Here is a 26,351-nt window from a genome sequence, read left to right on the forward strand (position 1 = left end):
CCTGACCGGAGCATTTCATGGCCCACGACGAGCACCACACCCCCGAACACACCGAAGACGTGGTCGAGGCCATCACCCCCCTGATGCCCGTCGTGCTGCCCATCGCCGGCGGCGTGCTCATGTTCCTGCTGGCTTTCATCGCCGTGTTCATGGCCTGAAACCGCCCTCCGTGCAGAAGCCGGCCACCCATCGGGCGCCGGCTTTTTTATGGGTTTCGGCGCCGGGATTCGTCGAAACCCTCGTCAATTGCATCACGTCATGCGGGTTTTGCATGTACCCGCCCTGTAACTCCGAGGGGTAAATCCTAAAATCGACCCAGTCGTCGATCAGCGCCCCTCCCCGCGAGACCACCGCCTTGCCGGGTACGCAGCTTGCCCCCATCCACCGATGGCAAGCGGCGCCGAGCGACCCGAATTTGCTCGCCCAGATCCCCACGCCGACAGCCGCTGCCCGCGGCTGTCCCCGTCTTGGGCGGCCGCCGGTTATCAATCTCAGGAGTCACTCGATGAACTCTCCCGTGATGCAGGGCCTGGCCCTCAACACCCCCGCCCACGTGAAACACGCCCGCCTGATCGCCTGGGTGGCCGACATGGCCGCCCTGTGCAAGCCGGACACCATCGTCTGGTGCGACGGCAGCGACGAGGAATACCACCGCCTCTGCCAGCAACTGGTGGACGCGGGCACGTTCAAGCGGCTCAACCCGGCCAAGCGACCCAACAGCTACCTGGCCTGCTCCGACCCGTCGGACGTGGCGCGCGTGGAAGACCGCACCTTCATCTGCAGCGAGCGCCAGGAAGACGCCGGCCCGACCAACAACTGGAAGGCCCCGGCCGAGATGCGCGCCACCCTTCAGCCGCTGTTCGACGGCTGCATGCGCGGGCGCACCATGTACGTGGTGCCCTTCAGCATGGGCCCGCTGGGCAGCCCCATCGCCCACATCGGCGTGGAGCTCTCCGACAGCGCCTACGTGGCCGTGAACATGAAGCTCATGACGCGCATGGGCAAGGCCGTATACGACGTGCTCGGCACCGATGGCGACTTCGTGCCGTGCGTGCACACCGTGGGCGCACCGCTGCAGGCCGGCGAAAAGGACACCACGTCCTGGCCCTGCAACCCCACCACCAAGTACATCGTCCATTACCCCGAGACGCGCGAGATCTGGAGCTACGGCTCGGGCTACGGCGGCAACGCGCTGTTGGGCAAGAAGTGCTTCGCGCTGCGCATCGCGTCCACCATGGGCCGTCAGCAAGGCTGGCTCGCCGAGCACATGCTCATCCTGGGCGTGACCAGCCCGCAGGGCAAGAAGTACCACGTGGCCGCTGCCTTCCCCAGCGCCTGCGGCAAGACCAACTTCGCCATGCTGATCCCGCCCAAGGGCTTCGAGGGCTGGCAGGTCACCACGATCGGTGACGACATCGCCTGGATCAAGCCCGGTGCTGATGGCCGTCTCTACGCCATCAACCCCGAGGCGGGTTATTTCGGCGTGGCGCCCGGCACCAACTCGGCCACGAATCCCAACTGCATGGCCAGCCTCAACAAGGATGTGATCTTCACCAACGTGGCGCTCACCGATGACGGCGACGTGTGGTGGGAGGGCATGGGCGAAGCGCCCGCGCACGCCATCGACTGGCAAGGCAAGGACTGGACGCCGCAGATCGCCAAGGAAACAGGCGCCAAGGCCACGCACCCGAACGCGCGCTTCACCGTGGCCGCCACCAACAACCCCGCGCTCGACGCCGCCTGGGACGACCCCAAGGGCGTGGCCATCGACGCCTTCATCTTCGGCGGCCGCCGCAGCACCACGGTGCCGCTGGTGACCGAGGCCCGCGACTGGACCGAGGGCGTGTACATGGCCGCCACCATGGGCTCGGAGACCACCGCCGCCGCCTTCGGCGCGCAGGGCGTCGTCCGCCGCGACCCCTTCGCCATGCTGCCCTTCACCGGCTACAACATGAGCGACTACTTCCAGCACTGGCTGAGCCTTGGCGGGAAGCTGCAGGCGCAGGGCGCCAAGCTGCCGGGCATCTTCTGCGTCAACTGGTTCCGCAAGGACGAGAACGGCAAGTTCGTCTGGCCCGGCTTCGGCGAGAACATGCGTGTGCTCAAGTGGATGATCGACCGCCTGGAGGGCCAGGGCCAGGGCGTGGAGCACGCGTTCGGCGTGTCGCCCCGCTACGAGGACATCCACTGGAGCGGGCTGGACTTCAGCGCCGACCAGTACCGCACCGTCACGGCCATCGACAAGGCCGCCTGGGAGAAGGAACTGGCGCTGCACGCCGAGCTGTTCGAGCAACTGGCCCACCACCTGCCGCGTGAGTTGCAGGACACCAAGGCCCGCATCGAGCAGCGGCTGGCGGCCTGATCGGGGCGCTGCACCCACCGTCCAGGGGCCCCTCGGGGCCCTTGTCGTTGGCCCTGCGACCAGACGAAAAGAAGGCCACCCCGCGGGGTGGCCTTCTTGTCAGCGCGTGACAGCTCAGATGAAGTGCAGCTTCGCGTAGCGGGCGCGGCTGGCGGCCAGGCGCTCCCAGTAGCTGGCTTCGGGCGCTGCTTCGGCCTTGGCGGCCTCGGGCAGGCCCAGGGGGGCCAGCGCTTCGGTGAAGTCGGCGGCGGCCGGCTCCTGCTCGGCGCGGTCACGGGCGGCGATCAGCTCGCTCATCAGGCGCTGGTCGTGGCGGGCCATTTCCCACAGACGCATCTCGGCGCGCGCTTCGGCCAGCGAGCGGGACCAGTCGTCGAGCGCTTCCATGGTGCGGCGGGCCAGACCACGGGCGCTGTCGGCGAACAAGGCCAGACCGGCGAAGACCACGGCCCAGAGCAGCACCCAGGCCAGCATCAGGTGGCCGTCGGCCCAGGTGTCGATGAGTTGGTCGGCCACCACGATGAGGGTGGCGATGGCGGCGGCGAGCAGCAGGGCGCTCAGGCCACGGGCGCCTTCGGGCGCGGTGGCGGCGGTTTTGGCACCCGCGCGCGGGGCGGCGGGCAGCGAGGGGGCGGTAAGGACGGTGCTCATGGCGAACTCCTGAAAAACCACGTCTTGTGGACTGGGTGAAATCTCGTGGACAGGGGTGAATATAGGGATAACCCGTATATGTATCCACTTTATTCTGATGATGGGTACCATTCCCCGTACAAATGGTTTCCCTGAATTTCCGCACCCTCGACCTGAACCTGCTGCGCGTCTTCGACGAGGTGATGGCAGAGCGCAACCTCACCCGGGCCGCGCACAACCTGTCGATGACCCAGCCAGCGGTGAGCAACGCCCTGCGCCGGCTGCGCGAGCTGGTGGGCGACGAACTGGTGCGGCGTTCGGGCTTCGGGGTGGAACCCACGCCCACCGCCCTGGCCTTGTGGCCCTCGGTGCGCGAAGCGCTGGGCCTGCTGCGTGGCGCCCTGGCACCCGGGGCGTTCGACCCGGCCTCCGCCACCAGCACCTTCCAGGTCGCCATGGCCGACGCCACCTCGGCCAAGCTGATCCCCAGCCTGATCGACATCCTCGAGCGCGAGGCCCCCGGGGTGAACCTGCGCGTGCTGCCGCTGACCACGCGCGACCCGCGCCAGCTGCTGGAAAAAGGCGACGCGGACCTCGCCATCGGGCACTTTCCCGCGGTCATCGCCGAGCTGGGGGCGCGCCAACAACAGGACGAGCTGCCGCGCTTTGCCTTCGAACGCCTGTACGACGGTGACTACGTGGTGGTGATGCGCCGCGGCCACCCGCTGGCCGGGCGACCGCTGTCGCTGGATACCTACTGCGCGGCGCGCCACCTGCTGGTGAGCTTCTCGGGCCGGCCCTTCGGTTTCGTCGACGAGGCTCTGGCGGCGCGCTCGCGCCAGCGCCGGGTGGTGATCACGGTCAACCAGTTCTTCACCGCCGGCCGCGTGGTGGCCACCACCGACCTGCTCACCGTGCTGCCGCGCCACTTCCTGTCGGCCACCGGCATGGAGGACGAGCTGGCCATCAGCGAGCTGCCCCTGGCCGTGCCCGAGGTGCACGTCGATACGCTGTGGCACCGCCAGCGCCAGCACGACGCCGCGCACCGGTGGTTGCGCGAGGCGGTGTCGCGCTCCGCTGCCGCCAGCGGCCTGCAGGGCGCCGACGCCGGCACGAACACAATCGCCCCATGATGAAGATCCAGTTGTTGAGCGACCTGCACCTCGAGGCCAACCGCGATTTCGAGCCTCGCCCCGCGCCCGGTGCCGACCTGCTGGTGCTCGCCGGCGACGTGGGTTCCTACCAGCGCCGACGCGACGGCAGCGCCATGCCCGAGCCCGACTGGGGCCTGCGCCGTTTCGCCGACTGGCCGGTGCCGGTGCTCTACCTTCCCGGCAACCACGAGTACGACGCGCTCGACGTGGACGAAGCGCACGCCGCGCTGCGAACCACCTGCGAGCGGCTGGGCCTGCGCTGGCTGGAGCGCGAGACCTGGGTCTGGCGCGGCGTGCGCTTCGTCGGCACCACGCTGTGGAGCGACTACGACGCGATCCGACCGCCCGGTGGCGACCCGCTGCTGCAGCGCGAGAAGGCCTTCCGCGCCGCCAACCATTACCTGCGGCAGATGGACGCGCGGCGACACGGCGCCCTGTTCGACGCCGCCGCCATGCGCGAGCTGGGCCTGGAGTGCCAGGCCTGGTTGCGCGAGGCGCTGGCGCAGCCCTTCGACGGCCCCACCGTCGCCATCACGCACTTCGCGCCCACCTTGCACAGCGCCGACCCGCGCTACGGCCTCACGCCCGGCACCGCGGGCTTCTGCAACGCGCTCGACGACCTGCTGCCGCACGCCGACCTCTGGCTGCACGGCCACCTGCACTGTCCCACCGACGTGCGCGTGGGCCGCTGCCGCATCCGCGCCAACCCGCTGGGCTACCACGACAAGAAGGAACAACTGGCCTTCGATCCGGCCTGCCTGGTGCCGGTGGAAGTGAGGGCCCAGCCCGTTTGATCCTGCGCAAACCCGTGGTGCGCCTCGGCCCGTACACTGGCGCCGTTCCTCACTCGATCAACAACCAAGGAGAACCGCGATGAAGATCCTGCTGGCCGTCGATGGCAGCGAGTACACGAAGAAGATGCTCGCCTACCTGACCACCCACGACGAGCTGTTCGGCGCCAACAACGACTTCACCGCGATCACGGTCCAGTCGCCGCTGCCGCCCCGGGCCCGCGCCGCTGTCGGTGCCGACGTGGCCAACCAGTACTACGAGGACGAGGCGGCCAAGATCACCGGTCCGGTGGACAAATTCCTGAAGCGCCACGGCATCAATGCCAAGCTGGTGCACAAGACCGGCGCGGCCGGCGAGGTCATCGCCAAGACGGCCAACTCGGGCAAGTTCGACATGGTGATCATGGGCTCGCATGGTCACGGCGCGCTGGGCAACCTGGTGCTGGGCTCGGTGGCCACCCGGGTGCTGGCGCACTGCACGTCGCCGGTGCTGATCGTGCGCTGAAGCGTTCGGCCCACCGATCGAACGAAGCCGCCCGCGGGCGGCTTTTTCATGCCCGGCGCAGGCTCAGGGTGGCCGCAGCGCGCAGGGCGGCGCTCAGCCCATCCAGCACATCGGAGCTGAGGTTCCAGCAATGCCAGTGCAGTGCCACGCCCAGGCGATGCTTCGGCGCCGCGTTCACCAGCTCGCCGCGCTCGATCAGTTCCCGCACCAGCAGCCAGGGCACCACGCTCAGGCCCCAGCCCGCCAGCACGGCGCGCACCTGCCCTTCGCTGGAGGGCACGAAGCGCTGCTTGAGCAGCACGCGCTGCAAACCGAAGGCCTCCGACACGAAGGCGTGCTGCAGGTGGTCCTTGCGGTTGAAGGCGATGAAAGGCAGGCGATGGAAATTCTGCGTGGTCAGCCCGCGCGGGCAGTGCTCGCGCGCGAAATCGGGCTGGGCGATCAGCACGTAGTCCATCACGCCCAGCGGCTCCATGCGGCAACCGCGCAGCGCCTGGCCGAGCGAGGTGACGCAGCCCAGCACCTGGCCCTCGCGCAGCCATTCGTGTGTGAACTCCTGGTCGTCCGCGATGATCTCGACCGGCAGGCCCCCGCGCGCCAGTTCATTCAGCGCGGGCAGCGCCCAGGTGGCGATGCTGTCGGCGTTGATCGCCACCGAGATGCGCTCCTCGCCGCGACCGGAGGCGGCGCTGCTGGGCGCCAGATCCTTCAGGTCCTTCTCCAGGTCGGCGCGCAGCAGCCGCATCATCTTGGCGTGCTTGATCATGAGCTGCCCGGCCGGCGTGGCCTTGAGCGGGCGGCTGCGCACGATGAGCACCGTGCCCACCTGAGCCTCCAGCGCGCGCAGGCGCTGCGAGACGGCCGACTGCGTGATCGACAGCCGCTGCGCGGCACGCTCGAAGCCGCCCTCCTCCACGATGGCGGCCAGGCATTCCAGGGCGTCGGGGTCGAAGGTGCTCATGGGATGGTCCTTTATCAGCAAAACTGATGAACTCGATTTTGCTTGAATCTCGCTTCACTTGAATGCGCGCTTTCCCGACACTGCCGGGATCAGCGATCCGCTGTTCGGAGAGAGCCATGAAAGTCACCGTCCTGGGCGCCGGCATCATCGGCGTGAGCACCGCCTGGCACCTGCTGCAGCGCGGGCACGAGGTCACGCTGGTCGACCGCCAGCCCGACGCCGCGCTGGAAACCAGCTTCGCCAATGCGGCGCAGATCTCGGTGAGCTATTGCGAGCCCTGGGCCAACCGCGAGGCGCCGCTGAAGGCCCTGAAGTGGATGTTCTCGCCCACCTCGCCGCTGCTGTTTCGCCCGCAGATGGACCCGGCGCAGTGGCGCTGGGGCCTGCAGTTCCTGGCGCAGTGCAACGACGCGGCCTTCGAGCGCAACGTGGCGCAACTGGTGGCGCTGGGCTCGTACAGCCACGCGGCGCTGAAAGACGTGGTGCGCGAGACCGGCATCGAGTACCAGCGGCTGGAGCGCGGCATCGCGCACTACTACGTGGACCAGGCATCCTTCGAGGGCGCGGCCGGCGCTGCCGAGCTGATGGCCCGCTTCGGCGTGAAGCGCCGCGTGGTCTCGCGCGAGGAGCTGCTGCGCATCGAGCCCGCGCTCTCGGCCTTCGCCGAGCGCATCGTGGGTGGCACCTTCACCGAGACCGACGAATCGGGCGACGCGCGGGTGTTCACACAGGCGCTGGCCGCGCTGTGTGCCGAGCGCGGTGCGCGGATGCTGTTCAACCACGACATCGAACGACTCGACGTGAACGGGGACGCAGTGAACAGCGTGCGCGTGCGCAGCCGCGCAACCGGCGTGCTCAGCGCGCTCAAGGCCGACGCCACGGTGGTGGCCTGCGGTTCGTACACCACGCCGCTGCTCGCCCGCATCGGCGTGCGCGTGCCTATCTACCCCGGCAAGGGCTACAGCGCCACGCTGCCGCTGCTGCAGCCCGAGCGCGCGCCGGTGGTGAGCATGATCGACGACAGCCTGAAGATCGCGATGTCGCGCCTGGGCGATGAACTGCGCGTGGCCGGCACCATCGAACTCGGCGGCTTCGACCTCTCACTGGATACGCCGCTCGCACGCAAGCGCTGCGAGATGCTGGTGCGCCGCATCGAGCAGGTCTTCCCCGGCGTGGCCGACACGCGCCTGCCGGCCGAAGGCGGCACCCCGCGCTTCTGGACCGGCCTGCGCCCCGCCACGCCCACCAACATTCCCCTGATCGGCCGCCTGCCGGTGAAGGGCCTGTGGATCAACGCCGGCCACGGCACCCTGGGCTGGACGCACGGCGCGGGCTCGGGCAAGGCCCTGGCCGAGCTCATCAGCGGCGAGCGGCCCGCCATGGCCTTTGGCTTCCACGGCTTCGAGGCCACGCGCGCGGCCCGGCAAGCAAAGGCTCAGGCGTCCTTTTCCCCTGGCTCGTAAAGCGTCTCGCGCCCCATGCGGTCGACGATGAGCTCGGCCGTCCAGGGCAGCATGAGCGAGCCGCAGCGGCTGTCGCGGTACAGGCGCTCCAGCGGCAGGTGCTTCATCATGCTCTGGCCGCCGCAGGTGCGGATGGCCAGGCGCGCGATGTCGTTCGCGCCTTCCATCACCGCGTGGTGCGCCGCGTACAGGCGCAGTTTCTCGTCCTTGCCCGGATTCGGCCGCGCCTCGGCGATGGCGCGGGTGAACAGCGCCTTCATGCCCTCGAGCTGCAGGCGCATCTGCGCCACCGCGATCTGCTTGGTGGGGTACTGGCGGCGCTTCACGGGTGGCTCGCCCGGCACCTCGCCGCGCAGGTACTGCACCGTGAAGTCGTAGGCCGCGTTGGCCAGACCCAGGTAGGTGGGCGCCAGCGTGAAGAACATGGCTGGCCAGGTCTGCGCCCCGACGAAGTAGATGCCACGCGGCATGAGCTGCTCGGCGTCGGTGACGAACACGTCCTTGAAGGTGAGGTTGCGGCTCACGGTGCCGCGCATGCCCAGCGGGTCCCAGTCGCCGCTGATGGTGAGGCCTTCGCTGGTGGCGGGCACGCTGATGTACATCGTGTCCCGCGGGTCCGGGTCTTTGCCCTCGACGTCTTCGGTGCACAGGATGCCGTAGTAGTCGGCCGCGCCCGACAGGCTGGCGAAGATCTTGCGGCCGTTGATGAGCCAGCCGCCGTCGACCTTCTTCGCCGTGGTGCCGAAGGGCGCGCGCCCGGCCGCGGCGGCCGAGCCTTCGCTGAAGGGCTGGGCGTACACCGCGCCGTCGTTGACGATGCGCTGGAAGTGCAGCTCACGCCGCGCGGCGTGTTCGGCGCGCTGGGCCTCGGTCATGGCGATGCCGTCGGCCAGCACGCCGGTCCACATGGTGCTGCAGATGTGCATGTTCCAGGTGAGCGCGGTGGCGCCGCAGAAGCGCCCGATCTCGGCCGCGACCATCATGTAGGTCGGGTAGTCGGCGCCCAGGCCGCCGTGGTCCCTGGGGACGCACAGCCGCAGGAAGCCGGCCTCGCGCAGGTCCTCGTAGTTGGCGAAGGGAAAGCTCGCCTCGCGGTCCCACTGGGCGGCGCGGGGTGCGAACTTGTCGCGGCCCAGGCGGTTCGCCACGGTGAGCAGCTCGCGCTGCAGGGGCGTGAAGGCCATGTCGCCCACGGCGGGGGTGAAGTCCAGGCCGGTGTTCAGGGGCTCTCGTTGCATGCGCTTGTCTCCTTGCGTCTCGTTCAGTGCAGGTCGCCCGCGGGCGCGGGCGCGGGCTCGGCCAGGAAGCCGAGCAGCAGGCCATCGAATTCCTCGGGCGCCTCCAGGTTCATAAGGTGGCCAATACCTTTGAGCTCGGCGTAGCGTGCGTTCGGAATGGCCTCGGCCATCTGCTTCATCACCGAGGGTGCGGCCACGCGGTCGAACTCGCCACCGATGAGCAGCGTGGGCACGCGAATGTCGCGCAGCGCGGCCTGGCGGTCGAAGGTGACCAGGCAATCGAGCGCGCGCCGGTAGGTGGCGGCGGGCACGCCGCCCATGCAGTGCTCGGCCAGGCGCAGGCCCTCGGGCAAGGCGCCGGGGCCGGCCATTTGCGGCACCAGCACCTGCGCCATCTCGGCCATGCTCTTGCCGGCGTCCAGCGGCGCGGTGCGCTGGGCGATGAACTGGCGCGCCCAGGCGTCGGCATCGCGCCCGTCGGTGCGCTTGCCGAAGGCGGCCGAGGTGCCCGCGAGCACGAGCCGGCTGACCTTGTCGGGCCGGCGCGCGATCACCTCCTGCGCGACCATGCCGCCCATGCTGTGGCCTACCAGCGCCACGCTGTCGCACTGAAGGGCATCGATGAGGTCGACGCAGCTTTGCGCGAGGCCCTTGAAGGTGTAGGGCTCGATGGGCGCGCTGCGGCCGTAGCCGGGCATGTCCCAGGCCACCGCGCGGTAGCCGGCGCCCGCGAGCGATTCGACCTGCGGCGCGAAGGCCAGGTGGCCACCGCCGATGCCATGCAGCATGAGCACGGTGGCGCCGCTGCCCAGCGCGGTGAAGGTGGGCAGCGCGTTCATTCAACCACCACCTTGCCGGCGTCGATGACCACGGTGTCGTCCAGCGACACCGTGCAGCCGCGCAGCGGGAAATCGAAGTGCCCGCGCGTGTGCCGGCCCGCGACCTCGTTGGCGCCGGTGCTGTAGAGGAAGTTGCCGGCGAAGGCGCGCAGTTCGGTGCCGTTGAAGTCGCGCTTGTCGTAGAGCGCCATGCTGTCCCAGCGCGCGCGTTCATTGAGCCCGTAACCCACGTGGCTCACGGCATAGGCCCTGGGCTCGCCCCAGGCGGCGTAGTGGCCGCGCAGCAGCTCGGCGTCGACGCCGTTGCCCTCGATGCGTGTCACGGTGTCGGATTCGATGCGCAGCGTGATGGGCCGCTCGATGTAGCGCTTGAAGGTGAGGTTCACGTCGCCTTCGGCCAGCACCAGGGTGCCGTTGACCGTGCCCGCCGCCGGAAAACCCAGCACCATGCCGCCGGGCCAGTGCGTGAGCGTGCCCGGCCGCGTGGTGCTGCCCCAGTTGCCGCCGAGCACGGCGCCGGTGAGGTCGACGGTGAGATCGGTGCCGGCGGCCGAGGTGACGCGCAGGCGCTTCGCGCCGCGCAGGCGCTTGACGTGCGCCTTCACGCGCGCCTCGGTGGCGTCGTCGGGCAACAGGCGCATCAGCGCCTCGGGGTGTTCGTCGCTCACGTAGACCACACGCGGCTGGGTCTGGCCGTCGCCCTTCAGGATGGCGGGCAGCTCGGGCGCGTGCATCAGGCCTTCGGCGGTGCAGTCGATCACGAGCTGGCTGCCCGCGAGCGCGGTGATGACGGGCTGCAGCTGCTGGATCGCCGGGCTCGCGCCGGTGGAGCGCTGCACCGGCGCGTCGCCGCTGAACACCGAGGGCAGCGTGAGCCGGAAGCAGCGCGCGCCCAGGCGCGCGGCGGCCAGGTGGGCCAGCTCGACCAGCACCGGCCGGCTCTGGGTCTCGCCGAGAATGGCCACCACCTCGCCCGGCTGCAGCGCGCAGCGCCTCAGCATGGCCTCGAAGGCGTCGATCCAGGCGGGTTCGATCCGCTCCTGCAGCATCCGTGCTCCTGTCGGGGTTGTGAATGGGTCGAGGCCATTATTCATGAAAATTCATGTAAATTGCAGCCCATGTCTCCCGCCCGTCAAGCCGGCCACGCGGCCCGCCCACCCGATTTCTCGGCGCACGAGTTCCGCGCCTCGCTGGGCATGTTCGCCACGGGCGTGACCATCGTCACCGCGCGCGCGCCCGATGGCGCGCTCATCGGGCTCACGGCGAACTCGTTCAACTCGGTGTCGCTGGCGCCGCCGCTGGTGCTGTGGAGCCTGGCGCACCACGCGGGCTCCATGGCCTTCTTCCGCAACGGCTCGCACTATGCGATCAACGTGCTCGCCGCCGACCAGCAGGCCCTGGCCGAGCGCTTCGCCGCGCGCGGCGTCGACCGCTGGGCAGGCGTGGCCTTCACCGAAGGCGGCAACGGCGCGCCGCTGCTCGACGGCGCGGCCGCCAGCTTCGAGTGCTTCAACCGCAGCCAGTACACCGAGGGCGACCACGTGATCTTCGTGGGCGAGGTGGAGCGGTGCACGCACCGCCCGGGCGCGTCGCCCCTGCTGTTCCATGGCGGACGCTTCTACGCGGAGCATCCGTTGTGAAAGAGCGGTTCACGAATGACTACCTGGGTTATCTGCTCGGCCAGGCCAATCACGCCCTCTTCAAGGAGTTCGACGCGCTGGTGCGCGAGGCCGGCCTGGGCTCGCTCGAATGGCGCGTGCTGGCCGTGCTCAGCGGCGATTCGCCCATGGCCGTGGGCCAGCTCGCGCACGAGGTGCTGAGCCAGCAGCCCACCGTCACCAAGCTGTTGCAGCGCCTGGTCGCGCAGGGCTGGGTGGCGCTGCACGACGACCCGGTGGACCAGCGCCGCACGCTGGTGTCCATCACGCCCGCGGGACAGAAGAAGGTGGCGCCGCTGCTGCGCCGCGCCCGCGCGCACGAAAGCGCCATGCTGGCCGACCTCTCGGCATCCGAGGTGCAACGCCTGAAGGACCAGCTCCGTCGCCTGGCGCAGCCGCGCTGAGTGAAGAACCCCCGCGACAGACGGGGCGCGAGCGGCCACGCACAATCGCCGGCCATGTCCCTCACCGTGCCCACCGCCCGCAAACCCCACCTCGACTCCCTGGCCGTCACGCTGCTCGTGGTGTGCTGCGCCTTCTGGGGTTTCCAGCAGATCCTGATCAAGTTCGCGGTGGCCGAGGTGCCGCCGCTGTGGCAGGCCAGCCTGCGCTTCTGGGGCGCCACGCTGCTGCTGTGGCTGTGGTGCCGGGCGCGCGGCGTGCCGCTGTTCCAGCGCGACGGCACGCTCAAGGCCGGCCTACTGGCGGGCGTGCTGTTCGCCGGCGAGTTCGCGTTCATCTACCTGGGCCTGCAGCTCACCTCGGCCTCGCGCCTCACCGTCTTCCTCTACACCAGTCCCTTCGTGGTGGCCCTGTTGCTGCCGCGCGTGGTGCCCAGCGAGACCCTGCGCCGCGTGCAGTGGATCGGCTTGACGATCGCCTTCGCCTCCGTCGCGCTGGCCTTCAGCGAAGGCTTTGTGCAGGGCTCGCCCGTGATCGGCCAGTGGCGCGGCGACGCCATGGCACTGGGCGCCGGCATCCTCTGGGGCCTGACGACCTTGACCATCCGCGCGAGCCGGCTCGCCACCGCGAGTGCCGAGAAGACGCTGTTCTATCAAGTGGCCGTCACCGCCCTGGTGGCGCCCCTGCTCTCGCTGGCCCTGGGCGAGTCCTGGGGCTGGTCGTACTCCGGCCTGGCCTGGGGCTCGATCGCACTGCAGACGGCGGTGGGCGCCTTCGCGAGTTACCTCACCTGGATGTGGATGCTGCGCCACTATCCGGCCACGCAGATCAGCACCTTCACCTTCCTCACGCCGGTGTTCGCGCTGGTGTTCGGCGTGCTGCTGCTGAGCGAACCCCTCACGCTCAAACTGGCCTTGGCGCTGGTGGGTGTGGCGCTGGGGATCGTGCTGGTGAGCCGGCGCTGAGCGGCCTCGGGCCGCGCACGCTCAGCCCTCGCGCAGGCCGAAGTGCGCCTGCAGCGCCTGCAACGCGTGACGCACCTTGGCGGGCTGCTCGTCGCGCCGGGGCGTGACGGCGAACACCGCGGCCGGCTCCAGGCGCCAGTCGGGCAGCACGGGCACCAGCCGGCCTTGCTCCAGCGCGGCGCGCACGTCGTCGCGCATGCCCACGTAGAGGCCCCAGCCCTCCAGCGCCAGGTCCTCCAGCACCGTCACCTGCGAGGCCAGCACGCGCGGCTCCACGCGCACCTCGGCACGCGCCCCGTCCACTCCCTGGAACACCAGCGTCGTCACCGCGCCGCTGCGCGGCGGCAGGCCCAGCCAGTCGTGGCCGGCCAGCTCAGCGGGATCGCGCGGCCAGCCGCGCTCGGCCAGGTAGCGCGGCGCGGCGCACAGCACGCGCTGCAGCTCGCCCAGGCGGCGCGCCACCAGGGCCGAGTCGGTGAAGCGGCCCACGCGCAGGGCCAGGTCCACGCGCTCGGCGATCAGGTCGATGGGCGTGTCGTCGAGCAGCAGGTGCAGGCGCAGCCGCGGGTGGCGGCGCAAGGGTTCCAGCGCACTGGCCAGCAGGTCGCCGAAACCGATGGGCGCGGCCAGGCGCAGCTCGCCCTCGGGCTCGTCGCGCAGGCGCTCCAGGGCCAGGTCGGCGCTGCGGGCCTGGGCCACCATGGCGGCGCAGGCCGGGTGGTAGCGCTCCCCGGCCTCGGTGAGGGTGAGCCGGCGCGTGGAGCGGTGCAGCAGCACCAGGCCCAGTGAGCGCTCCAGCAGGCGCAGCTGCTGGCTCACGGCCGAGGGCGTGCTGCCCAGGCGGCGCGCGGCGGCGCTGATGGAGCCGCTGTCCACGATCTCGGCGAACACGGCCATGCGGCGCAGCTTGTCGGCCAGGTTTTGGGCTTCACTCATTAGTTTGGCTACAAGATGAATGCCGATTTTGCCGTCTGGCCGGATATTCGTGAAGCGAGGACACTCAATTCCATCCTCAACCCGTCTGGAGTTCCCCATGAAGATCGCCCTCATCGGCGCCACCGGTTTCGTCGGCAGCGCCGTGCTCGCCGAACTGCTGTCGCGCGGCCACGCCGTGACCGCCCTCGCCCGCCACCCCGAAAAGATCGCCGCGCACGCCGGGCTGCAGGTCGTGCGCGCCGACGTGCTGGACGCCGGCCAGGTGGCCGCCGCCGTGAAAGGCCAGGACGCCCTCGTCAGCGCCTACAACCCGGGCTGGAGCGAGCCGCGCATTCACGAGGTGTTCGGCCAGGGCTACGACGCGATCCTGGCCGGTGCGAAGCAGGCTGGCGTGACGCGCGTGCTGGCCGTGGGCGGTGCGGGCAGCCTGGAAGTGGCGCCCGGCCTGCAACTGGTGGACACGCCCGAGTTCCCGGCCGAATGGAAACAGGGCGCGCTGGCCGCACGCGAGCTGCTCACGCGCCTGCGGGGCGAGAGCGCGCTGGACTGGAGTTTCATCTCGCCGCCGATCGCGCTGGCGCCGGGTGAACGCACGGGCCGCTACCGCGTGGGCGGCGACCAGTTGCTGCCCGGCCAGGGCGATCAGCCGGCGGGCATTTCGGTGGCCGATCTGGCCGTGGCCATCGTGGACGAGATCGAGAAGCCGCAGCATGTGCGGCGCCGATTCACGGTCGCGAACTAAGGCCCCCACGCTGCGCCGCTGCGCGGGTCGCTGCCCCCCGAGGGGGCTGATCCACCTTGGGGCGGCCCGGCGGTGGATCGCTTATGCCGACAGGGCGGCGGCGCGCTGCTCGGCCAACTGCACGTACCAGTCCAGACAGCCCGGGTTGGCCATCGCCTCGCGGTTGATGACCTTCTCGATCGGCTGGCCCAACAGCAGCTTCTTGATCGGCAGCTCCTGCTTCTTGCCCGAGAGCGTGCGCGGGATCTCGGCCACCTGGTAGATCGTGTCGGGCACGAAGCGCGGCGACAGCGCCTGGCGGATGGCGCCGCGCAGGCGCTCGCTCAGGGCCTCGTCGAGCGTGTGCCCTTCGCGCAGCACCACGAACAGTGGCATCCAGCTCTCGCGGCCCAGGTACTCCAGGTCCACCACCATCGAATCGAGCACCTCGGGCAAGGCCTCGACGGCGCTGTAGATCTCGCTCGTGCCCATGCGCAGGCCGTGGCGGTTGATGGTGGCGTCGGAGCGGCCGTAGATGATGCAGGAGCCGTCGGGCAGCACGCGCAGCCAGTCGCCGTGGCGCCAGACGGCGCCGGCCTCTGGGCCGAGGTCCCTGTCGCCGGGCCGCCCCAAGGCAGGGACAGCCCCCTCGGAGGGCAGCGGACCGCGCGAAGCGGGGAAGCGTGGGGGCAACGGGTCGCCGCCACCCGGTTTTCTGCCATGGCCGGGCGGGTAAGCGTCGAAGTAGCTGCCGATCAGGCGCTGGTTGTCCTTGTCGCCCACGAAGTAGAGGGGCATGGAGGGAATGGGCTGCGTGCACACCAGCTCGCCCACCTCGTCGATCACGGGTTCGCCGCGCTCGTTCCACGACTCCACCGCGCAGCCCAGCAGGCGGCACTGCATGCGCCCCGGCGCCTGCGGCAGCTCGCGGTTGCCGCCGATGAAGGCGCCCGCGAAGTCGGTGCCGCCGCTGATGTTGCACCACCAGATGTCTTTCTGCGCCTCGCTCGCGGCGATGGCGGCGAACTGCGCCGTGCCCCAGCGCTGCGCGTCCTCCGACAGCGGCGAACCGGTGGTGCCCAGCGCGCGCACGCGCGACAGATCGCCGCATCGCGACAGGTCCACACCCGCCTTGAGGCAGTTGGCGAAGAAGGCCGCGCCCGCGCCGAAGAAGGTGACGCCGGTCTCGGCCGCGAAGCGCCACAGCGTGGTCCAGTCGGGCGCGTCCTTCGAGCCGCCGGGGTTGCCGTCGTAGATGACGCAGGTGGTGCCGTTGAGCAGTCCGCTGACCTGCGCGTTCCACATCACCCAGCCGGTGGAGCTGTACCAGTGGTAGCGCTCGCCCCAGCTGTTGGGCTCGTAGCTGCAGCCGATGTCGTTGTGCAGGACCTTCAGCGCCATGCCCACCAGCACCGTGCCGCCGTGACCGTGCACGATGGGCTTGGGCAGGCCGGTGGTGCCACTGGAGTAGACGATCCAGAGCGGGTGATCGAAGGGCAGCTCCACCGGCTCGAAAGCGGCGGTCTCGGCGTTGTCGCGCGCCACCACCGCCTCGAAGTGGGCGCACGGCGCCGCACGGGACAGGGCCTCGGCTTTGGCGTCGGCGGTCTCGGCCAGGTTGGTGTGCAGCAGCACGTGGCGCACCGTGGGCAGGGCCGCGCGCAACTCGGCCACCACGCCCAGGCGGTCGATGTCGCGGCGGCCATACGTGACGCCATCGCAGGCGATCAGGGCCACGGGTTCGATCTGGCGGAAGCGGTCGAGCACGGCGTTGGTGCCCATGTCGGGCGCGCACACGCTCCAGACCCCGCCGATGCTCACCACGGCAAGGAAGGCGATCGCCGTCTCCGGAATGTTGGGCAGGTAGGCGGCCACGCGGTCACCCGGGCGCACGCCCTGTTCCTTCAGGTGCAGGGCCAGCGCAGCCACCTGGCGGCGCAGCTCGGGCCAGCTCAGCTCGGTGTGGCGGCCCTTTTCGTTGCGCGCGATCAGCGCGGGCATGCCGGCCGCGTGCGCGGGCGCCACGTGGGCGAACACCTGACGCACGTAGTTGGCGTGGCCACCCGCGAACCACTGGGTACCGGGCATGGTGTTGTGCAACAAAACGTTCTCGTTCTTGCTGCCAAAATGCAATCCAAAGTATTCTTCTATCGACTTCCAGAACCCCGACAGATCGGTGACGGACCACTGCCACAGCGCGGGGTAACCGTCGAAGCGCAGGCCATGGCGCTGCGCGAGCCAATCGGTGTAGCGGCGGATCTGGGGCACGTAGGGAGGCGTTGGCATGGGGTTCCTGCTTGGGTTGCGGGCCGCAGCGTAGCGTCGTCCTGCGGGAATGTCAGTCCCCGCGGCGCGCTTGCGCGACGCACCCCCTCGATTCCGGTCTCCGCATGCCATCGCCCCGCCCTTCCCATCTGCCCCCGCGCAGCGACCGCCAGCAGGCCATCCTGCGGGCCGCCGAGCAGTTGTTCGCCCAACGCGGCTTCAACGCGGTGACGATCCGCCAGATCGCCGAAGCGGCCGACGTGCCGCTGGCCCTGGTGGGCTACTACTTCCACCACAAGGAAGGCCTGTTTCGCGCCGTCTTCGCGCACCACGGCCACCTGCACCACGAGGCCATGCGCGCGCTGGAAGAGGCCCGCCGCCGCGCCGGCGAACCCGATGGCCTGCTCCGCGTGGTCGACGCCTTCGTGCAGCCGCTGATGCGCTGGCGCGGCGACAGCGCCAGCCGGCACTACGCCCGGCTGCTGGCGCGCGAACTCGCCCAGTCCACGCCCGAGGCCGAGTCCGCGCTGCAGCAGCACGTCGACCCGCTGCTGCAGCGCTTCCTCGACGCCCTGCAGGCGGCGCTGCCCAAGGCCTCGCGCGCCGATCTGGCCGACGCGCTGCGCTTCGCCCTGGGCGCCGTGCAGGCCCACCTGGGCGAACACCGGCTCGACAAGGTGCTGCCGGGCCAGGGCGTCGAGCCTGGCACCGCGCTGCGCCTGAGCGGCTTCATCGCTGGCGGCATCCGCGCGGTGCTGGCACCCACGGTGTTGTCGGCCCTCGCGCCCGCCCTGATGCCGCCCCGCGCGCGCGGGCACACGCGGCCCTGAGCCGCCGCCAGCGCGACGCTGGCCGCGCGGCACTTGCTTGCACAATCGCCTGCCACTTCGGCAGAACAAGGAGCGAGCGAGATGGGCCTCTTCAACTGGACAGAAAAACCGGCGAGCACCCTCACCCAGGGCGGTGTCATCGCCCCCGACGAACGCCTGCCCTGGCCACAGACCACGGTGATGGGCGTGCAGCACGTCATCGCCATGTTCGGTGCCACCGTGCTGGCGCCCCTGCTCATGGGCTTCGATCCGAACGTGGCCATCCTCATGAGCGGCATCGGCACGCTCATCTTCTTCTTCATCACCGGCGGCCGGGTGCCCAGCTACCTGGGCTCCAGCTTCGCCTTCATCGGCGTGGTGATCGCGGCCAGCGGCTACGCCGGCAGCGGGCCCAACACCAACCTGGGCGTCGCGCTCGGCGGCATCATCGCCTGCGGCGTGGTCTACACCCTCATCGGCTTCGTGGTGCAGGCCATCGGCACGGGCTGGGTCGAGCGGCTCATGCCGCCGGTGGTCACAGGAACGGTGGTGGCCGTGATCGGCCTGAACCTGGCGGCCATTCCGATCAAGAACATGGCGCCCACGGGCTTCGATGCCTGGATGCAGGCCATCACCTTCCTGAGCGTAGGCCTGGTGGCCGTGTACACGCGCGGCATGGTGCAGCGCCTGCTCATCCTGGTGGGCCTGATCCTGGCCAGCGTGGTCTACGCCGTGCTCACCAACGGCATGGGGCTGGGCAAGCCGATCGACTTCAGCGGCGTCGCGGCCGCCGCCTGGTTCGGCATGCCCGGTTTCGCAGCGCCGGTGTTCAGCGCGCAGGCCATGCTGCTGATCGCGCCCGTGGCCATCATCCTGGTGGCCGAAAACCTTGGCCACGTGAAGGCCGTGAGCGCCATGACCGGGCGCGACCTCAACCCGTACCTGGGCAAGGCCTTCATCGGCGACGGCGTGGCCACCATCGTCAGCGGCGCTTCGGGCGGCACGGGCGTCACCACCTACGCCGAGAACATCGGCGTGATGGCCGCCACGAAGATCTACTCCACCGCCATGTTCGTGGTGGCCGCCGTCATCGCCATCGTGCTGGGCTTCAGCCCCAAGTTCGGCGCGCTGATCCAGACCATTCCGCTGGCCGTGATGGGCGGCGTGTCCATCGTGGTGTTCGGCCTGATCGCCATCGCGGGCGCCAAGATCTGGGTGGACAACCAGGTGGACTTCTCCGACAACCGCAACCTGCTGGTGGCGGCCATTCCCCTCATCCTGGGCACGGGCGACTACACGCTCAAGTTCGGCCAGTTCGCGCTGGGGGGCATCGGCACCGCCACCTTCGGGGCCATCGTGCTGTACTGGCTGCTGAGCCGTGGGCGCAAGGCCTGACCATGGCAGCGATCTGGACCCGACCCATCTCCTGCGAGATCCTGCACCAGTTGCACGAGGGCACCGCCGTGCGGCAACTGGGCATCGAGTTCACCGAGGTGGGTGACGACTTCATCGCCGCGCGCGTGCCGGTGGACGCGCGCACGAAGCAGCCCTACGGCCTGCTGCACGGCGGCGTGAGCGTGGTGCTGGCGGAAACGCTGGGCTCCTGCGGCGCGGCCTTCACCTGCCCCGAAGGCCACCGCGCGGTGGGCCTGGACATCAACGCCAACCACCTCAAGGGCGCCACGCAGGGCTGGGTCACGGGCCTCACGCGGCCGGTGCACATCGGCCGCAGCACGCAGGTGTGGCACATCGACCTGCGCAACGACGCGGGCGAACTCACCTGCGTCTCGCGAATCACGATGTCGGTGCTCGCGCCACGCGCGAACTGACTTCCATCCAGAGGCACCGCGGAACCGGCTTCGCCGGGCCCTCGGTGCCGCCCCCCTCGAGGGGGGACGCGCGCAGCGCGGCGGGGGGTGCTACCTTCTTGTACAGCGGCCTTCCGACGTGGCTTGCCCCCGGAAGTCGCTGCGCCAGATCAGCGCAGCGGTGTCGAGCTGGATGCGCTCGTTGTCCAGCGCCGTGAGCAGCACGGTGTCGAACACCGAGAAGCTGTAGACCGGCACGCCGTCGATTTCCACGCCGCGGATGCGGCGCTCGTCGAGCGTGAAGCGCACCTCGCGCACCCAGGTGCTGCGCGCGGGCAGGTAGACGGCCTCGCAGGACAGGCTGACCTGCTCGCCCTTCACCGCCTCGTCGGCCTGCGCGAACGCCGCGCCGAGGCCGAGCAGAGCCACGGCGAGCCGGGCGTTCACTCCGCCGCCCCACGCTGCAGGCGCTCGCTCTTCCAGTACACGTCGTCGCCGCCGTTCATGCGGTTGAGCACGCGCGCCAGCACGAACATCAGGTCGCTCAGGCGGTTGAGGTACTGGCGCGGCGCCTCGCGCACGCTGTCGGCCTCGCCCAGGGCCACCACCGCGCGCTCGGCGCGGCGCGCCACGGTGCGGCACACGTGCGCCTGGCTGGCCGCGCGGTTGCCGGCGGGCAGGATGAATTCCTGCAGGCGCGGCAGCGCCGCGTTGTGTTGGGCCAGGGCCTCGTCGAGCGCGGCCACGGCCTCCGGCTTGAGCAGTTCGTAACCCGGGATGGACAGCTCGCCGCCCAGGTTGAAGAGCTGGTGCTGCACCTCGACCAGCAGATCGCGCACCTCAAGGGGCAGCTCCTCGCACAGCAACACGCCGATGTGGGAGTTGAGTTCGTCCACGTCGCCCATGGCGTGCACGCGCAGGTGGCTCTTGGACACGCGGGTGTTGTCGCCGAGGCCGGTGGTGCCGGCGTCGCCGGTGCGGGTGGCGATCTGGGTGAGTCGGTTGCCCATGGGGGATGCGGTGGGGGTGGTCGGTCGGGCATTGTGCGCCAGGGCCGGTCTGTAACCGCATGTCACTGGCGTCAAGCGGGGGTCAAGCCCGCAACGGGTCGCAAAAACACTTGGTCCTGTCACATGGAGACGTTGCAATCGCCCCCATCGCCCGCACCTGGGGGCGACAACGGAGACCGAATGAGCCTGCCCCGAAAGACCCAAGCCCTGTCCCAGCGCTTCGAAGCGCGCAGCGTGCAACTGCTCGCCGCCTGGACCCTCGTCATCGCCGGTGCCGCGTCCGCCGGCCCCTTCCTGCAGAAACCCCGCCAGGGCGCCACGCCCAGCAGCCTGTCCATGCCCTCCCCGCAGGGCGCGCTCAGCGGCCCCACGGCCCGCGGCCCCCGTCGCTGAGCACCCCCGGGCGTACACTGCGCGGTTCGAACACCGCGCCGGAGACCGCCCCATGAACGCCCCCACCCAAGTCGCCCACCTGCTGCCCACCGTCGCGCAGCGAGAGGTGCCCGCCGACTTCCTGGCCGCGCTGCAGCAGCGCTTCGGCGCGCAGTGTTCCACCGCCCTGGCGGTGCGCGAGCAGCACGGGCGTGACGAGTCCGCCTTCGTCACCGTGCCGCCGCCGGCCGCCGTGGTGTTCGCCGAAAGCACGCGCGACGTGGCCGATGCCGTGGCTCTGTGCGCGCAACACAAGGTGCCGGTCATCCCCTTCGGCGTGGGCTCCTCGCTTGAAGGCCACCTGCTCGCGGTGCAGGGCGGCATCAGCATCGACGTGGGCCGCATGAACCGGGTGCTCTCGATCAACGCCGAGGACCTGACCGTGACCGTGCAGCCCGGCGTGACGCGCAAGGCCGTGAACGAGGCGGTGAAAAGCGAGGGCCTGTTCTTCCCCATCGACCCCGGTGCCGATGCCTCCATCGGCGGCATGACGGCCACGCGCGCCAGCGGCACCAACGCCGTGCGCTACGGCACCATGCGCGAGAACGTGCTCGCGCTCGAGGTCGTCAACGCCCAGGGCGAGGTGATCCGCACCGGCACGCGCGCCAAGAAGAGCAGCGCCGGCTACGACCTCACGCGCCTGATGGTGGGCAGCGAAGGCACGCTGGGCGTGATCACCGAGGTCACGCTCAAGCTCTACCCGCTGCCCGAGGCGATCTCGGCGGCGGTCTGCTCCTTCCCCACCATCGAGGCCGCCGTGCGCACGGTCATCCAGGTCATCCAGCTCGGCGTGCCGATCGCGCGCTGCGAGTTGATCGACGCCAACACCGTGCGCATGGTCAACGCGCACAGCAAGCTGGGCCTGCGCGAGGAGCACATGCTGCTGATGGAGTTCCACGGCTCGCCCGCGAGCGTGAAGGAGCAGGCCGAGACGGTGCAGGAGATTGCCAGCGAGTTCGAGGGCAAGGCCTTCGAATGGGCCGTGACACCCGAGGAACGCACGCGCCTGTGGACCGCGCGGCACAACGCCTACTTCGCCGCCATCCAGACCAAACCCGGCTGCCGCGCCGTGAGCACTGACACCTGCGTGCCCATCAGCCGGCTGGCCGACTGCCTGCTCGATTCCGTGGCCGAGGCCGATGCCAGCGGCCTGCCCTACTTCCTCGTCGGCCACGTGGGCGACGGCAACTTCCACTTCGGCTACCTGATCGACCCCGACAACGCCGAGGAGCGCCGCGTGGCCGAGGAACTCAACGTCAAGCTCGTGACGCGCGCGCTGAACCTGGAAGGCACCTGCACCGGCGAGCACGGCGTGGGCCTGCACAAGATGGGCTTCCTGCTCGACGAGGCCGGGGCCGGCGCGGTGGACATGATGCGCACGCTCAAGCGCGCGCTGGACCCGGACAACATCCTGAACCCAGGCAAGATTTTTTCGGTGTAAGCGCGCAGCGGCCTGCCCCAGGGGCGCCGCGGAACCGGCTTCGCCGGGCCGCAGGCGCCGCCCCCTTCAGGGGGTCGCGCGCAGCGCGGCGGGGGGTGACAACTACGCAGCGCGCAGGCGCTCGATCAAGCCGTTGAGCGCGTCCAGCGATCCGAACTGGATCGCCACCTCGCCCATCTCCTCCAGCCGGCCGTGGCGCTTCACGCGCTTCTTCACGCGCACCTCGACCTCGGCGGTCAGCAGGTCGGCCAGTTCCTCTTCCACGCGGCGGATGTCGCGCGACTTTTCCTTGCGCGGCTTCTGCGGCGCCAGCGTGAATTCGGCGGCGAGCTTCTTCACCAGGTTCTCGGCCTCGCGCACCGACAGCTTCTTCGTCGCGACCTGATTGGCGGTGGTGATCTGCGTGGCCTTGTCCAGCGGCAACAAGGCGCGGGCGTGGCCCATGTCGATGTCGCCGGCCATGAGCATGGTCTGCACCGGCTCGGCCAGTTGCAACAGGCGCAGCAGGTTGCTGGCGGCGCTGCGCGAGCGCCCCACCGCCTGCGCCGCTTGTTCGTGAGTGAGCCCAAACTCTTTCACCAGACGTTGCAGGCCGTGAGCCTCTTCCAGCGGGTTCAGGTCCTCGCGCTGGATGTTCTCGATCAGCGCCATGGCGGCGGCCGACTCGTCGGGCACCTCGCGCACCAGCACCGGCACCTCGTTCAGGCCGGCCAACCGGGAAGCGCGGAAGCGCCGCTCGCCCGCGATGATCTCGTGCTTGCCGGCGTCGGGGCCGCTGGTGAGCCGGCGCACCAGGATCGGCTGCATGATGCCCTGGGCCTTGATGCTCTCGGCCAGCTCGTACAGGGCGCCCTCGTCCATGCGGGTGCGGGGCTGGTACTGGCCGGGAACCAGCTGATCCAGCGGCAAGGTGGACGGCGCGCCAGCGGGCGCAGCGTCGGTGGTGGCGGGCTTGTCTTCGACCTTGGGGCCCAGCAGCGCTTCGAGGCCGCGGCCGAGGCCTTTGGGTTTTTTGGTGACCATATTCAAATCTCGTTGTCGGTGTAGCCGGCTTCGCGCTGGTGCCGGATGGCCAGCACCAGCACGGATTGCCGTTTGGTGTCGAACACGTAGCGGGCGAGGTAGCCGCCACGGCCCCGGCTGATGATCAGTTCGCGGTGGCCGTTCGGCAGGGGGCGGCCCACGCCAGGTTGATGCGTCAGCACGTGCAGGCCGTCGAGTAGGAAGTCGAGCAGTTGCTGGGCCAAGGGATCCTGGCTCTCCCAGAGAAATTCCTCCAGGCGAACCAGATCGGCATGCGCTTGCGGCGTGAGGATGACATGGGCCATCGAGGCTTACAGCAGCTTCTTGGGCACCAAAGGCGCCGGGCGCTCCGCCCGGCCAGCGCGGAACTCGGCCATCCGGGCAAAGTACTCGCGCACCTCGTCCAGGGAATGGCCGAGGCCGGTGACCAGCGCCTCGCGTTCCGCTGTCAACGCGTCCTCGGTAAACCGCTCGCGCAGGCGGGAGCGGTCGGCCGCCTCGCCCAAAGCCTTGACCATGTAAGCGTGGCTGGACATCCCCTGCCGCCGCGCATCTTCATCGATGGCGGCCTTGAGTTCGACGGGCAGTTTCAGGCTAGTGGCAACGGTCGCGCGCATGGTGGCTCCTGAGGATCGGAAGGTAGTCAAACTTGACTACCAATGCCCAGCTTATGCATCTGCCCTGAGTTTGTCCAGCCAGGCTTGGCCCTGCGGCCAGTCGCCCAACCCCGAATCGGCATTGATGTGACCGGCCGGGCCAAGGTCGGTGAAGCGGGTACCCCAGTCGGCGGCGAAGCCCTGGGCCCGCTCGAAGCTGCAGTACGGGTCGTCGCGGCTACCGATGAGGTGGGCCGGGAACGGCAAGCGCTGGCGCACGATGGGCGACCAGCTCGGCAGCAGCTCGCGCAGGTCCTCGCGCTCCGAATCGCCCGGCGCCACCAGCAGCGCACCTTGCACCCGGGCGGTGTTCCTGGAATGCGCCGCCCAGGCCGCCGTCAGGATGCAGCCCAGGCTGTGCGCCACCAGCACCACCGGGCCGTCGGCGCCCAGCACCACATCTTCCAGCCGGGCCATCCAGTCGCCGCGCTGCGGGTGCATCCAGTCGTGCTGCTCCACCCGGCGGTAGCCGAAGCGCGCCTCCCAGCGGCTTTGCCAATGGTCGGGCCCGCTGCTCTGCCAGCCGGGCAGGATCAGGACGTTCTGCGGTTTCACGTGGAACACCCTGCCCTCACATGCCTTTGATGCGCTGGACCATCTCTTCGGCAAAGGCGATGAAGGCTTGGCTGCCGCGCGCCGCCGGGTCGAACACCACGCCGGGCAGGCCGTAGCTGGGCGCTTCGGCCAGGCGCACGTTGCGTGGGATCACCGTGTCGAACACCTTGTCGCCAAAGTGGGCCTTGAGCTGGTCGCTCACCTGCTGCTGCAGGGTGATGCGCGGATCGAACATGACGCGCAGCAGGCCGATGATCTGCAGGTCCTTGTTGAGGTTGGCGTGCACCTGCTTGATGGTGTTGACCAGATCGGTGAGGCCCTCGAGCGCGAAGTACTCGCATTGCATGGGCACGATCACGCCGTGCGCCGAGCACAGGCCGTTGAGGGTGAGCATGCTCAGCGAGGGCGGGCAGTCGATCAGCACGAAGTCGTACTGGTCGGCCACCGCCGCCAGGGCCTGCTTGAGCCGGCGCTCGCGGCGCTCCACCTCCACCAGCTCCACCTCGGCGCCCGCGAGCTCGCGGTTGGCGCCGAGCACGTGGTAGCCACACTTTTCGGAAAAGGTGGCGGCCTCGGCCACCGAGGCGGACTCGAGCAACACGTCGTAGACCGAGAGCTGCATCGCTCGTTTGTCCACGCCCGAACCCATGGTGGCGTTGCCCTGGGGATCCAGGTCCACCATCAGCACACGCTGGCCGACCTTGGCCAGGCCGGCCGCCAGGTTGACCGTGGTGGTGGTCTTGCCGACGCCGCCCTTCTGGTTGGCCACGCAAAAGATCTTCGCCATGCTTCTTCTTATTTGGACAGGGCCAGCTTGACGCCGAAGCCGATGAGGAAGACGCCCGCGATCTTTTCCAGGGCGCGGCCGATGCGGGGGTTGGCGCGCAGGCGCTCGGCCAGGAAGTGCACGATCAGGGTCATGCCCAGGCCATAGGCGAAGGTGAGCGCGGCGATGGTGGCGGCCATGGCGCCGAAGGTGACCAGGCCCTGGTGGTGGGCCGGGTCGACGAAGAGCGGGAAGAAGGCCATGTAGAACACGATGGCCTTGGGGTTGAGCAGGGTGATGGCCGCGGCCTGCTGGAAGTACTGGCGGGGGCGGATGTTGAGGACGGGGGCGTCACCGGGCTTGGCGGTGAGCATCTTCCAGCCGAGCCAGGCGAGGTAGCCGGCGCCGATCCACTGGACGGCGCTGAACAGGGTGGGGGTGGCGGCGAGCAGCGCGGCCACGCCGGCCACGGCGGCCCACATGAGGACCTGGTCCCCGGCGATGACACCCATCGTGGCCGCCAGGCCACCACGCACCCCGCCTTTGCCGGTGGAGGTGATCAGGGCCAGGTTGCCCGGGCCGGGAATGGCGAGGAAAACAACGATGGCGACGACAAAAGCGCCGTAGTCCGCGATGCCGAACATGGTGGTGGGCCCCGAAAAAGCAGGGGTCGAGTGTACGTGACGGGGTCTTGCGGGCTGTGGGACTTGGGGGCGTTTGTGGTCGTGGGGCTGCTCCCGGATGCGTGATGCCCGGGCTTTCCGGTCCACGCGGTTGGCGGCCCGAGGCCACTGGGTGGCCGACTCCGCGAATGTCCCCCGCCAAGGGCTGCGCCCTTGGCTCCTCCTTTATTTCGCTGCGTCGGCCACCCAGCGTCCTCGGGCAACGGAGAAGCAGGCACACCACCAGCGGCGCGCCCACCGTGTTGGTGGATCGGGCGGCAGGGCGCTCTGTGTAGCGA

Annotated in this window: 30 protein-coding genes; 15 read left to right on the forward strand and 15 right to left on the reverse strand. The window is 69.8% G+C overall.

All coding sequences use genetic code 11. The annotated features are described in order from the left end of the window. The first annotated feature begins 17 nt into the window (after positions 1-17). Together VLG41_RS01660 and VLG41_RS01665 are read left to right on the forward strand one after the other, a co-directional pair. On the forward strand, positions 18-158 hold the full coding sequence (locus tag VLG41_RS01660; protein ID WP_325347665.1) for a hypothetical protein: 141 nt from the start codon (positions 18-20) through the stop codon (positions 156-158). A 347-nt stretch (positions 159-505) separates the two neighbouring features. After that, entirely contained in the window at positions 506-2,362 is a 1,857-nt protein-coding gene (locus VLG41_RS01665; RefSeq protein ID WP_325347666.1) for a phosphoenolpyruvate carboxykinase (GTP), read from the forward strand. A gap of 114 nt (positions 2,363-2,476) precedes the next feature. Here the strand turns inward: VLG41_RS01665 and VLG41_RS01670 are convergent, their stop codons facing one another. Then, on the reverse strand, positions 2,477-3,013 hold the full coding sequence (locus tag VLG41_RS01670; protein ID WP_325347667.1) for a hypothetical protein: 537 nt from the start codon (positions 3,011-3,013) through the stop codon (positions 2,477-2,479). Between the two features lie 122 nt (positions 3,014-3,135). Between VLG41_RS01670 and VLG41_RS01675 the strand changes: the two genes are divergently transcribed. From VLG41_RS01675 to VLG41_RS01685, 3 genes are all read left to right on the forward strand, one after another. Continuing rightward, positions 3,136-4,125 (forward strand): LysR family transcriptional regulator, encoded by a 990-nt coding sequence (locus VLG41_RS01675; protein WP_325347668.1) that lies wholly within the window; start codon positions 3,136-3,138, stop codon positions 4,123-4,125. Then, on the forward strand, positions 4,125-4,940 hold the full coding sequence (locus VLG41_RS01680; protein WP_325347692.1) for a metallophosphoesterase: 816 nt from the start codon (positions 4,125-4,127) through the stop codon (positions 4,938-4,940). The genes VLG41_RS01675 and VLG41_RS01680 overlap by 1 nt, the downstream gene beginning before the upstream one ends. A gap of 79 nt (positions 4,941-5,019) precedes the next feature. After that, positions 5,020-5,442, forward strand: a complete 423-nt coding sequence (locus VLG41_RS01685) for a universal stress protein (RefSeq protein WP_291017714.1) — start codon at positions 5,020-5,022, stop codon at positions 5,440-5,442. 46 nt (positions 5,443-5,488) lie between these two features. Here VLG41_RS01685 and VLG41_RS01690 read toward each other — a convergent pair whose 3' ends face one another. Continuing rightward, positions 5,489-6,403, reverse strand: a complete 915-nt coding sequence (locus VLG41_RS01690; RefSeq protein WP_325347669.1) for a LysR family transcriptional regulator ArgP — start codon at positions 6,401-6,403, stop codon at positions 5,489-5,491. Between the two features lie 116 nt (positions 6,404-6,519). On the opposite strand from VLG41_RS01690, the gene VLG41_RS01695 reads away from it, so the two are divergent. Further along, on the forward strand, positions 6,520-7,866 hold the full coding sequence (locus VLG41_RS01695) for a D-amino acid dehydrogenase (protein WP_325347670.1): 1,347 nt from the start codon (positions 6,520-6,522) through the stop codon (positions 7,864-7,866). On the opposite strand, the gene VLG41_RS01700 is transcribed toward VLG41_RS01695, so the two are convergent. From VLG41_RS01700 to VLG41_RS01710, 3 genes are read right to left on the reverse strand one after another with little or no spacing between them, the layout of a single operon-like run. Continuing rightward, entirely contained in the window at positions 7,839-9,104 is a 1,266-nt protein-coding gene (locus VLG41_RS01700) for an acyl-CoA dehydrogenase family protein (RefSeq protein ID WP_414652416.1), read from the reverse strand. The genes VLG41_RS01695 and VLG41_RS01700 overlap by 28 nt on opposite strands. A gap of 23 nt (positions 9,105-9,127) precedes the next feature. Next, positions 9,128-9,943, reverse strand: coding sequence for an alpha/beta hydrolase (locus VLG41_RS01705; protein ID WP_325347671.1), 816 nt, complete (start codon positions 9,941-9,943; stop codon positions 9,128-9,130). After that, complete coding sequence (locus tag VLG41_RS01710) at positions 9,940-10,992, reverse strand: peptidase M29 (protein ID WP_325347672.1); 1,053 nt, start codon at positions 10,990-10,992, stop codon at positions 9,940-9,942. Before VLG41_RS01710 ends, VLG41_RS01705 begins: the two co-directional genes overlap by 4 nt. Before the next feature lie 69 nt (positions 10,993-11,061). Between VLG41_RS01710 and VLG41_RS01715 the strand changes: the two genes are divergently transcribed. The 3 genes from VLG41_RS01715 to VLG41_RS01725 are packed head-to-tail and all read left to right on the forward strand — an operon-like array spanning position 11,062 to position 12,968. After that, complete coding sequence (locus tag VLG41_RS01715) at positions 11,062-11,583, forward strand: flavin reductase family protein (protein ID WP_325347673.1); 522 nt, start codon at positions 11,062-11,064, stop codon at positions 11,581-11,583. Next, positions 11,580-12,005 carry a MarR family winged helix-turn-helix transcriptional regulator gene (locus tag VLG41_RS01720; RefSeq protein ID WP_325347674.1) on the forward strand — a complete coding sequence of 142 codons (426 nt, stop codon included), beginning with the start codon at positions 11,580-11,582 and terminating at the stop codon, positions 12,003-12,005. The genes VLG41_RS01715 and VLG41_RS01720 overlap by 4 nt, the downstream gene beginning before the upstream one ends. A 54-nt stretch (positions 12,006-12,059) precedes the next feature. After that, entirely contained in the window at positions 12,060-12,968 is a 909-nt protein-coding gene (locus VLG41_RS01725; protein WP_325347675.1) for a DMT family transporter, read from the forward strand. A gap of 21 nt (positions 12,969-12,989) precedes the next feature. Here the strand turns inward: VLG41_RS01725 and VLG41_RS01730 are convergent, their stop codons facing one another. Continuing rightward, positions 12,990-13,904, reverse strand: a complete 915-nt coding sequence (locus VLG41_RS01730; RefSeq protein WP_325347676.1) for a LysR family transcriptional regulator — start codon at positions 13,902-13,904, stop codon at positions 12,990-12,992. Between the two features lie 97 nt (positions 13,905-14,001). On the opposite strand from VLG41_RS01730, the gene VLG41_RS01735 reads away from it, so the two are divergent. Further along, complete coding sequence (locus VLG41_RS01735) at positions 14,002-14,646, forward strand: NAD(P)-dependent oxidoreductase (RefSeq protein WP_325347677.1); 645 nt, start codon at positions 14,002-14,004, stop codon at positions 14,644-14,646. Between the two features lie 81 nt (positions 14,647-14,727). On the opposite strand, the gene VLG41_RS01740 is transcribed toward VLG41_RS01735, so the two are convergent. Then, positions 14,728-16,962 (reverse strand): acetoacetate--CoA ligase, encoded by a 2,235-nt coding sequence (locus tag VLG41_RS01740; RefSeq protein WP_414652417.1) that lies wholly within the window; start codon positions 16,960-16,962, stop codon positions 14,728-14,730. Positions 16,963-17,015: 53 nt separating this feature from the next. Here VLG41_RS01740 and VLG41_RS01745 point away from each other — a divergent pair, with 53 nt between their 5' ends. From VLG41_RS01745 to VLG41_RS01755, 3 genes are all read left to right on the forward strand, one after another. Beyond that, on the forward strand, positions 17,016-17,720 hold the full coding sequence (locus VLG41_RS01745) for a TetR/AcrR family transcriptional regulator (RefSeq protein WP_325347679.1): 705 nt from the start codon (positions 17,016-17,018) through the stop codon (positions 17,718-17,720). An 81-nt stretch (positions 17,721-17,801) separates the two neighbouring features. Then, positions 17,802-19,094: a solute carrier family 23 protein gene (locus VLG41_RS01750; protein ID WP_325347680.1), complete on the forward strand. Its 1,293-nt coding sequence runs from the start codon at positions 17,802-17,804 to the stop codon at positions 19,092-19,094. 2 nt (positions 19,095-19,096) lie between these two features. Then, positions 19,097-19,528 carry a hotdog fold thioesterase gene (locus VLG41_RS01755; protein WP_325347681.1) on the forward strand — a complete coding sequence of 144 codons (432 nt, stop codon included), beginning with the start codon at positions 19,097-19,099 and terminating at the stop codon, positions 19,526-19,528. 90 nt (positions 19,529-19,618) lie between these two features. Here VLG41_RS01755 and VLG41_RS01760 read toward each other — a convergent pair whose 3' ends face one another. Together VLG41_RS01760 and VLG41_RS01765 are read right to left on the reverse strand one after the other, a co-directional pair. Beyond that, positions 19,619-19,954: a hypothetical protein gene (locus tag VLG41_RS01760; protein ID WP_325347682.1), complete on the reverse strand. Its 336-nt coding sequence runs from the start codon at positions 19,952-19,954 to the stop codon at positions 19,619-19,621. After that, positions 19,951-20,517, reverse strand: a complete 567-nt coding sequence (locus VLG41_RS01765; RefSeq protein WP_325347683.1) for a cob(I)yrinic acid a,c-diamide adenosyltransferase — start codon at positions 20,515-20,517, stop codon at positions 19,951-19,953. Before VLG41_RS01765 ends, VLG41_RS01760 begins: the two co-directional genes overlap by 4 nt. A 180-nt stretch (positions 20,518-20,697) precedes the next feature. Between VLG41_RS01765 and VLG41_RS01770 the strand changes: the two genes are divergently transcribed. Beyond that, complete coding sequence (locus VLG41_RS01770) at positions 20,698-20,910, forward strand: hypothetical protein (RefSeq protein ID WP_325347684.1); 213 nt, start codon at positions 20,698-20,700, stop codon at positions 20,908-20,910. A gap of 52 nt (positions 20,911-20,962) precedes the next feature. Further along, positions 20,963-22,390: an FAD-binding oxidoreductase gene (locus tag VLG41_RS01775; RefSeq protein WP_325347685.1), complete on the forward strand. Its 1,428-nt coding sequence runs from the start codon at positions 20,963-20,965 to the stop codon at positions 22,388-22,390. 102 nt (positions 22,391-22,492) lie between these two features. Here VLG41_RS01775 and VLG41_RS01780 read toward each other — a convergent pair whose 3' ends face one another. The 6 genes from VLG41_RS01780 to VLG41_RS01805 are packed head-to-tail and all read right to left on the reverse strand — an operon-like array spanning position 22,493 to position 26,034. Next, entirely contained in the window at positions 22,493-23,413 is a 921-nt protein-coding gene (locus VLG41_RS01780) for a ParB/RepB/Spo0J family partition protein (RefSeq protein ID WP_325347686.1), read from the reverse strand. A gap of 2 nt (positions 23,414-23,415) precedes the next feature. Further along, positions 23,416-23,718 (reverse strand): type II toxin-antitoxin system RelE/ParE family toxin, encoded by a 303-nt coding sequence (locus VLG41_RS01785; RefSeq protein ID WP_325347687.1) that lies wholly within the window; start codon positions 23,716-23,718, stop codon positions 23,416-23,418. A 6-nt stretch (positions 23,719-23,724) separates the two neighbouring features. After that, positions 23,725-24,030 (reverse strand): ribbon-helix-helix protein, CopG family, encoded by a 306-nt coding sequence (locus VLG41_RS01790; protein WP_325347688.1) that lies wholly within the window; start codon positions 24,028-24,030, stop codon positions 23,725-23,727. A 51-nt stretch (positions 24,031-24,081) separates the two neighbouring features. After that, positions 24,082-24,624, reverse strand: a complete 543-nt coding sequence (locus tag VLG41_RS01795) for an RBBP9/YdeN family alpha/beta hydrolase (RefSeq protein WP_325347689.1) — start codon at positions 24,622-24,624, stop codon at positions 24,082-24,084. 16 nt (positions 24,625-24,640) lie between these two features. After that, a complete protein-coding gene (locus tag VLG41_RS01800; RefSeq protein WP_325347690.1) occupies positions 24,641-25,411 on the reverse strand; it encodes an AAA family ATPase in 771 nt (256 codons plus the stop codon). 8 nt (positions 25,412-25,419) lie between these two features. Further along, complete coding sequence (locus VLG41_RS01805; RefSeq protein WP_325347691.1) at positions 25,420-26,034, reverse strand: LysE family translocator; 615 nt, start codon at positions 26,032-26,034, stop codon at positions 25,420-25,422. Positions 26,035-26,351: the final 317 nt, after the last annotated feature.

The sequence above is a fragment of the Hydrogenophaga sp. genome (assembly GCF_035481345.1).
In the GTDB taxonomy this organism is placed as follows: domain Bacteria; phylum Pseudomonadota; class Gammaproteobacteria; order Burkholderiales; family Burkholderiaceae_C; genus Hydrogenophaga.

What these genes read in the sequence shown, in the direction of transcription:
- VLG41_RS01660 (WP_325347665.1), top strand. Translation starts at nt 18, where the DNA reads ATGGCCCACGACGAGCACCACACCCCCGAACACACCGAAGACGTGGTC.
- VLG41_RS01665 (WP_325347666.1), top strand. Translation starts at nt 506, where the DNA reads ATGAACTCTCCCGTGATGCAGGGCCTGGCCCTCAACACCCCCGCCCAC.
- VLG41_RS01670 (WP_325347667.1), bottom strand. Translation starts at nt 3,013, where the DNA reads ATGAGCACCGTCCTTACCGCCCCCTCGCTGCCCGCCGCCCCGCGCGCG.
- VLG41_RS01675 (WP_325347668.1), top strand. Translation starts at nt 3,136, where the DNA reads ATGGTTTCCCTGAATTTCCGCACCCTCGACCTGAACCTGCTGCGCGTC.
- VLG41_RS01680 (WP_325347692.1), top strand. Translation starts at nt 4,125, where the DNA reads ATGAAGATCCAGTTGTTGAGCGACCTGCACCTCGAGGCCAACCGCGAT.
- VLG41_RS01685 (WP_291017714.1), top strand. Translation starts at nt 5,020, where the DNA reads ATGAAGATCCTGCTGGCCGTCGATGGCAGCGAGTACACGAAGAAGATG.
- VLG41_RS01690 (WP_325347669.1), bottom strand. Translation starts at nt 6,403, where the DNA reads ATGAGCACCTTCGACCCCGACGCCCTGGAATGCCTGGCCGCCATCGTG.
- VLG41_RS01695 (WP_325347670.1), top strand. Translation starts at nt 6,520, where the DNA reads ATGAAAGTCACCGTCCTGGGCGCCGGCATCATCGGCGTGAGCACCGCC.
- VLG41_RS01700 (WP_414652416.1), bottom strand. Translation starts at nt 9,104, where the DNA reads ATGCAACGAGAGCCCCTGAACACCGGCCTGGACTTCACCCCCGCCGTG.
- VLG41_RS01705 (WP_325347671.1), bottom strand. Translation starts at nt 9,943, where the DNA reads ATGAACGCGCTGCCCACCTTCACCGCGCTGGGCAGCGGCGCCACCGTG.
- VLG41_RS01710 (WP_325347672.1), bottom strand. Translation starts at nt 10,992, where the DNA reads ATGCTGCAGGAGCGGATCGAACCCGCCTGGATCGACGCCTTCGAGGCC.
- VLG41_RS01715 (WP_325347673.1), top strand. Translation starts at nt 11,062, where the DNA reads ATGTCTCCCGCCCGTCAAGCCGGCCACGCGGCCCGCCCACCCGATTTC.
- VLG41_RS01725 (WP_325347675.1), top strand. Translation starts at nt 12,060, where the DNA reads ATGTCCCTCACCGTGCCCACCGCCCGCAAACCCCACCTCGACTCCCTG.
- VLG41_RS01730 (WP_325347676.1), bottom strand. Translation starts at nt 13,904, where the DNA reads ATGAGTGAAGCCCAAAACCTGGCCGACAAGCTGCGCCGCATGGCCGTG.
- VLG41_RS01735 (WP_325347677.1), top strand. Translation starts at nt 14,002, where the DNA reads ATGAAGATCGCCCTCATCGGCGCCACCGGTTTCGTCGGCAGCGCCGTG.
- VLG41_RS01745 (WP_325347679.1), top strand. Translation starts at nt 17,016, where the DNA reads ATGCCATCGCCCCGCCCTTCCCATCTGCCCCCGCGCAGCGACCGCCAG.
- VLG41_RS01750 (WP_325347680.1), top strand. Translation starts at nt 17,802, where the DNA reads ATGGGCCTCTTCAACTGGACAGAAAAACCGGCGAGCACCCTCACCCAG.
- VLG41_RS01755 (WP_325347681.1), top strand. Translation starts at nt 19,097, where the DNA reads ATGGCAGCGATCTGGACCCGACCCATCTCCTGCGAGATCCTGCACCAG.
- VLG41_RS01765 (WP_325347683.1), bottom strand. Translation starts at nt 20,517, where the DNA reads ATGGGCAACCGACTCACCCAGATCGCCACCCGCACCGGCGACGCCGGC.
- VLG41_RS01770 (WP_325347684.1), top strand. Translation starts at nt 20,698, where the DNA reads ATGAGCCTGCCCCGAAAGACCCAAGCCCTGTCCCAGCGCTTCGAAGCG.
- VLG41_RS01775 (WP_325347685.1), top strand. Translation starts at nt 20,963, where the DNA reads ATGAACGCCCCCACCCAAGTCGCCCACCTGCTGCCCACCGTCGCGCAG.
- VLG41_RS01780 (WP_325347686.1), bottom strand. Translation starts at nt 23,413, where the DNA reads ATGGTCACCAAAAAACCCAAAGGCCTCGGCCGCGGCCTCGAAGCGCTG.
- VLG41_RS01785 (WP_325347687.1), bottom strand. Translation starts at nt 23,718, where the DNA reads ATGGCCCATGTCATCCTCACGCCGCAAGCGCATGCCGATCTGGTTCGC.
- VLG41_RS01790 (WP_325347688.1), bottom strand. Translation starts at nt 24,030, where the DNA reads ATGCGCGCGACCGTTGCCACTAGCCTGAAACTGCCCGTCGAACTCAAG.
- VLG41_RS01800 (WP_325347690.1), bottom strand. Translation starts at nt 25,411, where the DNA reads ATGGCGAAGATCTTTTGCGTGGCCAACCAGAAGGGCGGCGTCGGCAAG.
- VLG41_RS01805 (WP_325347691.1), bottom strand. Translation starts at nt 26,034, where the DNA reads ATGTTCGGCATCGCGGACTACGGCGCTTTTGTCGTCGCCATCGTTGTT.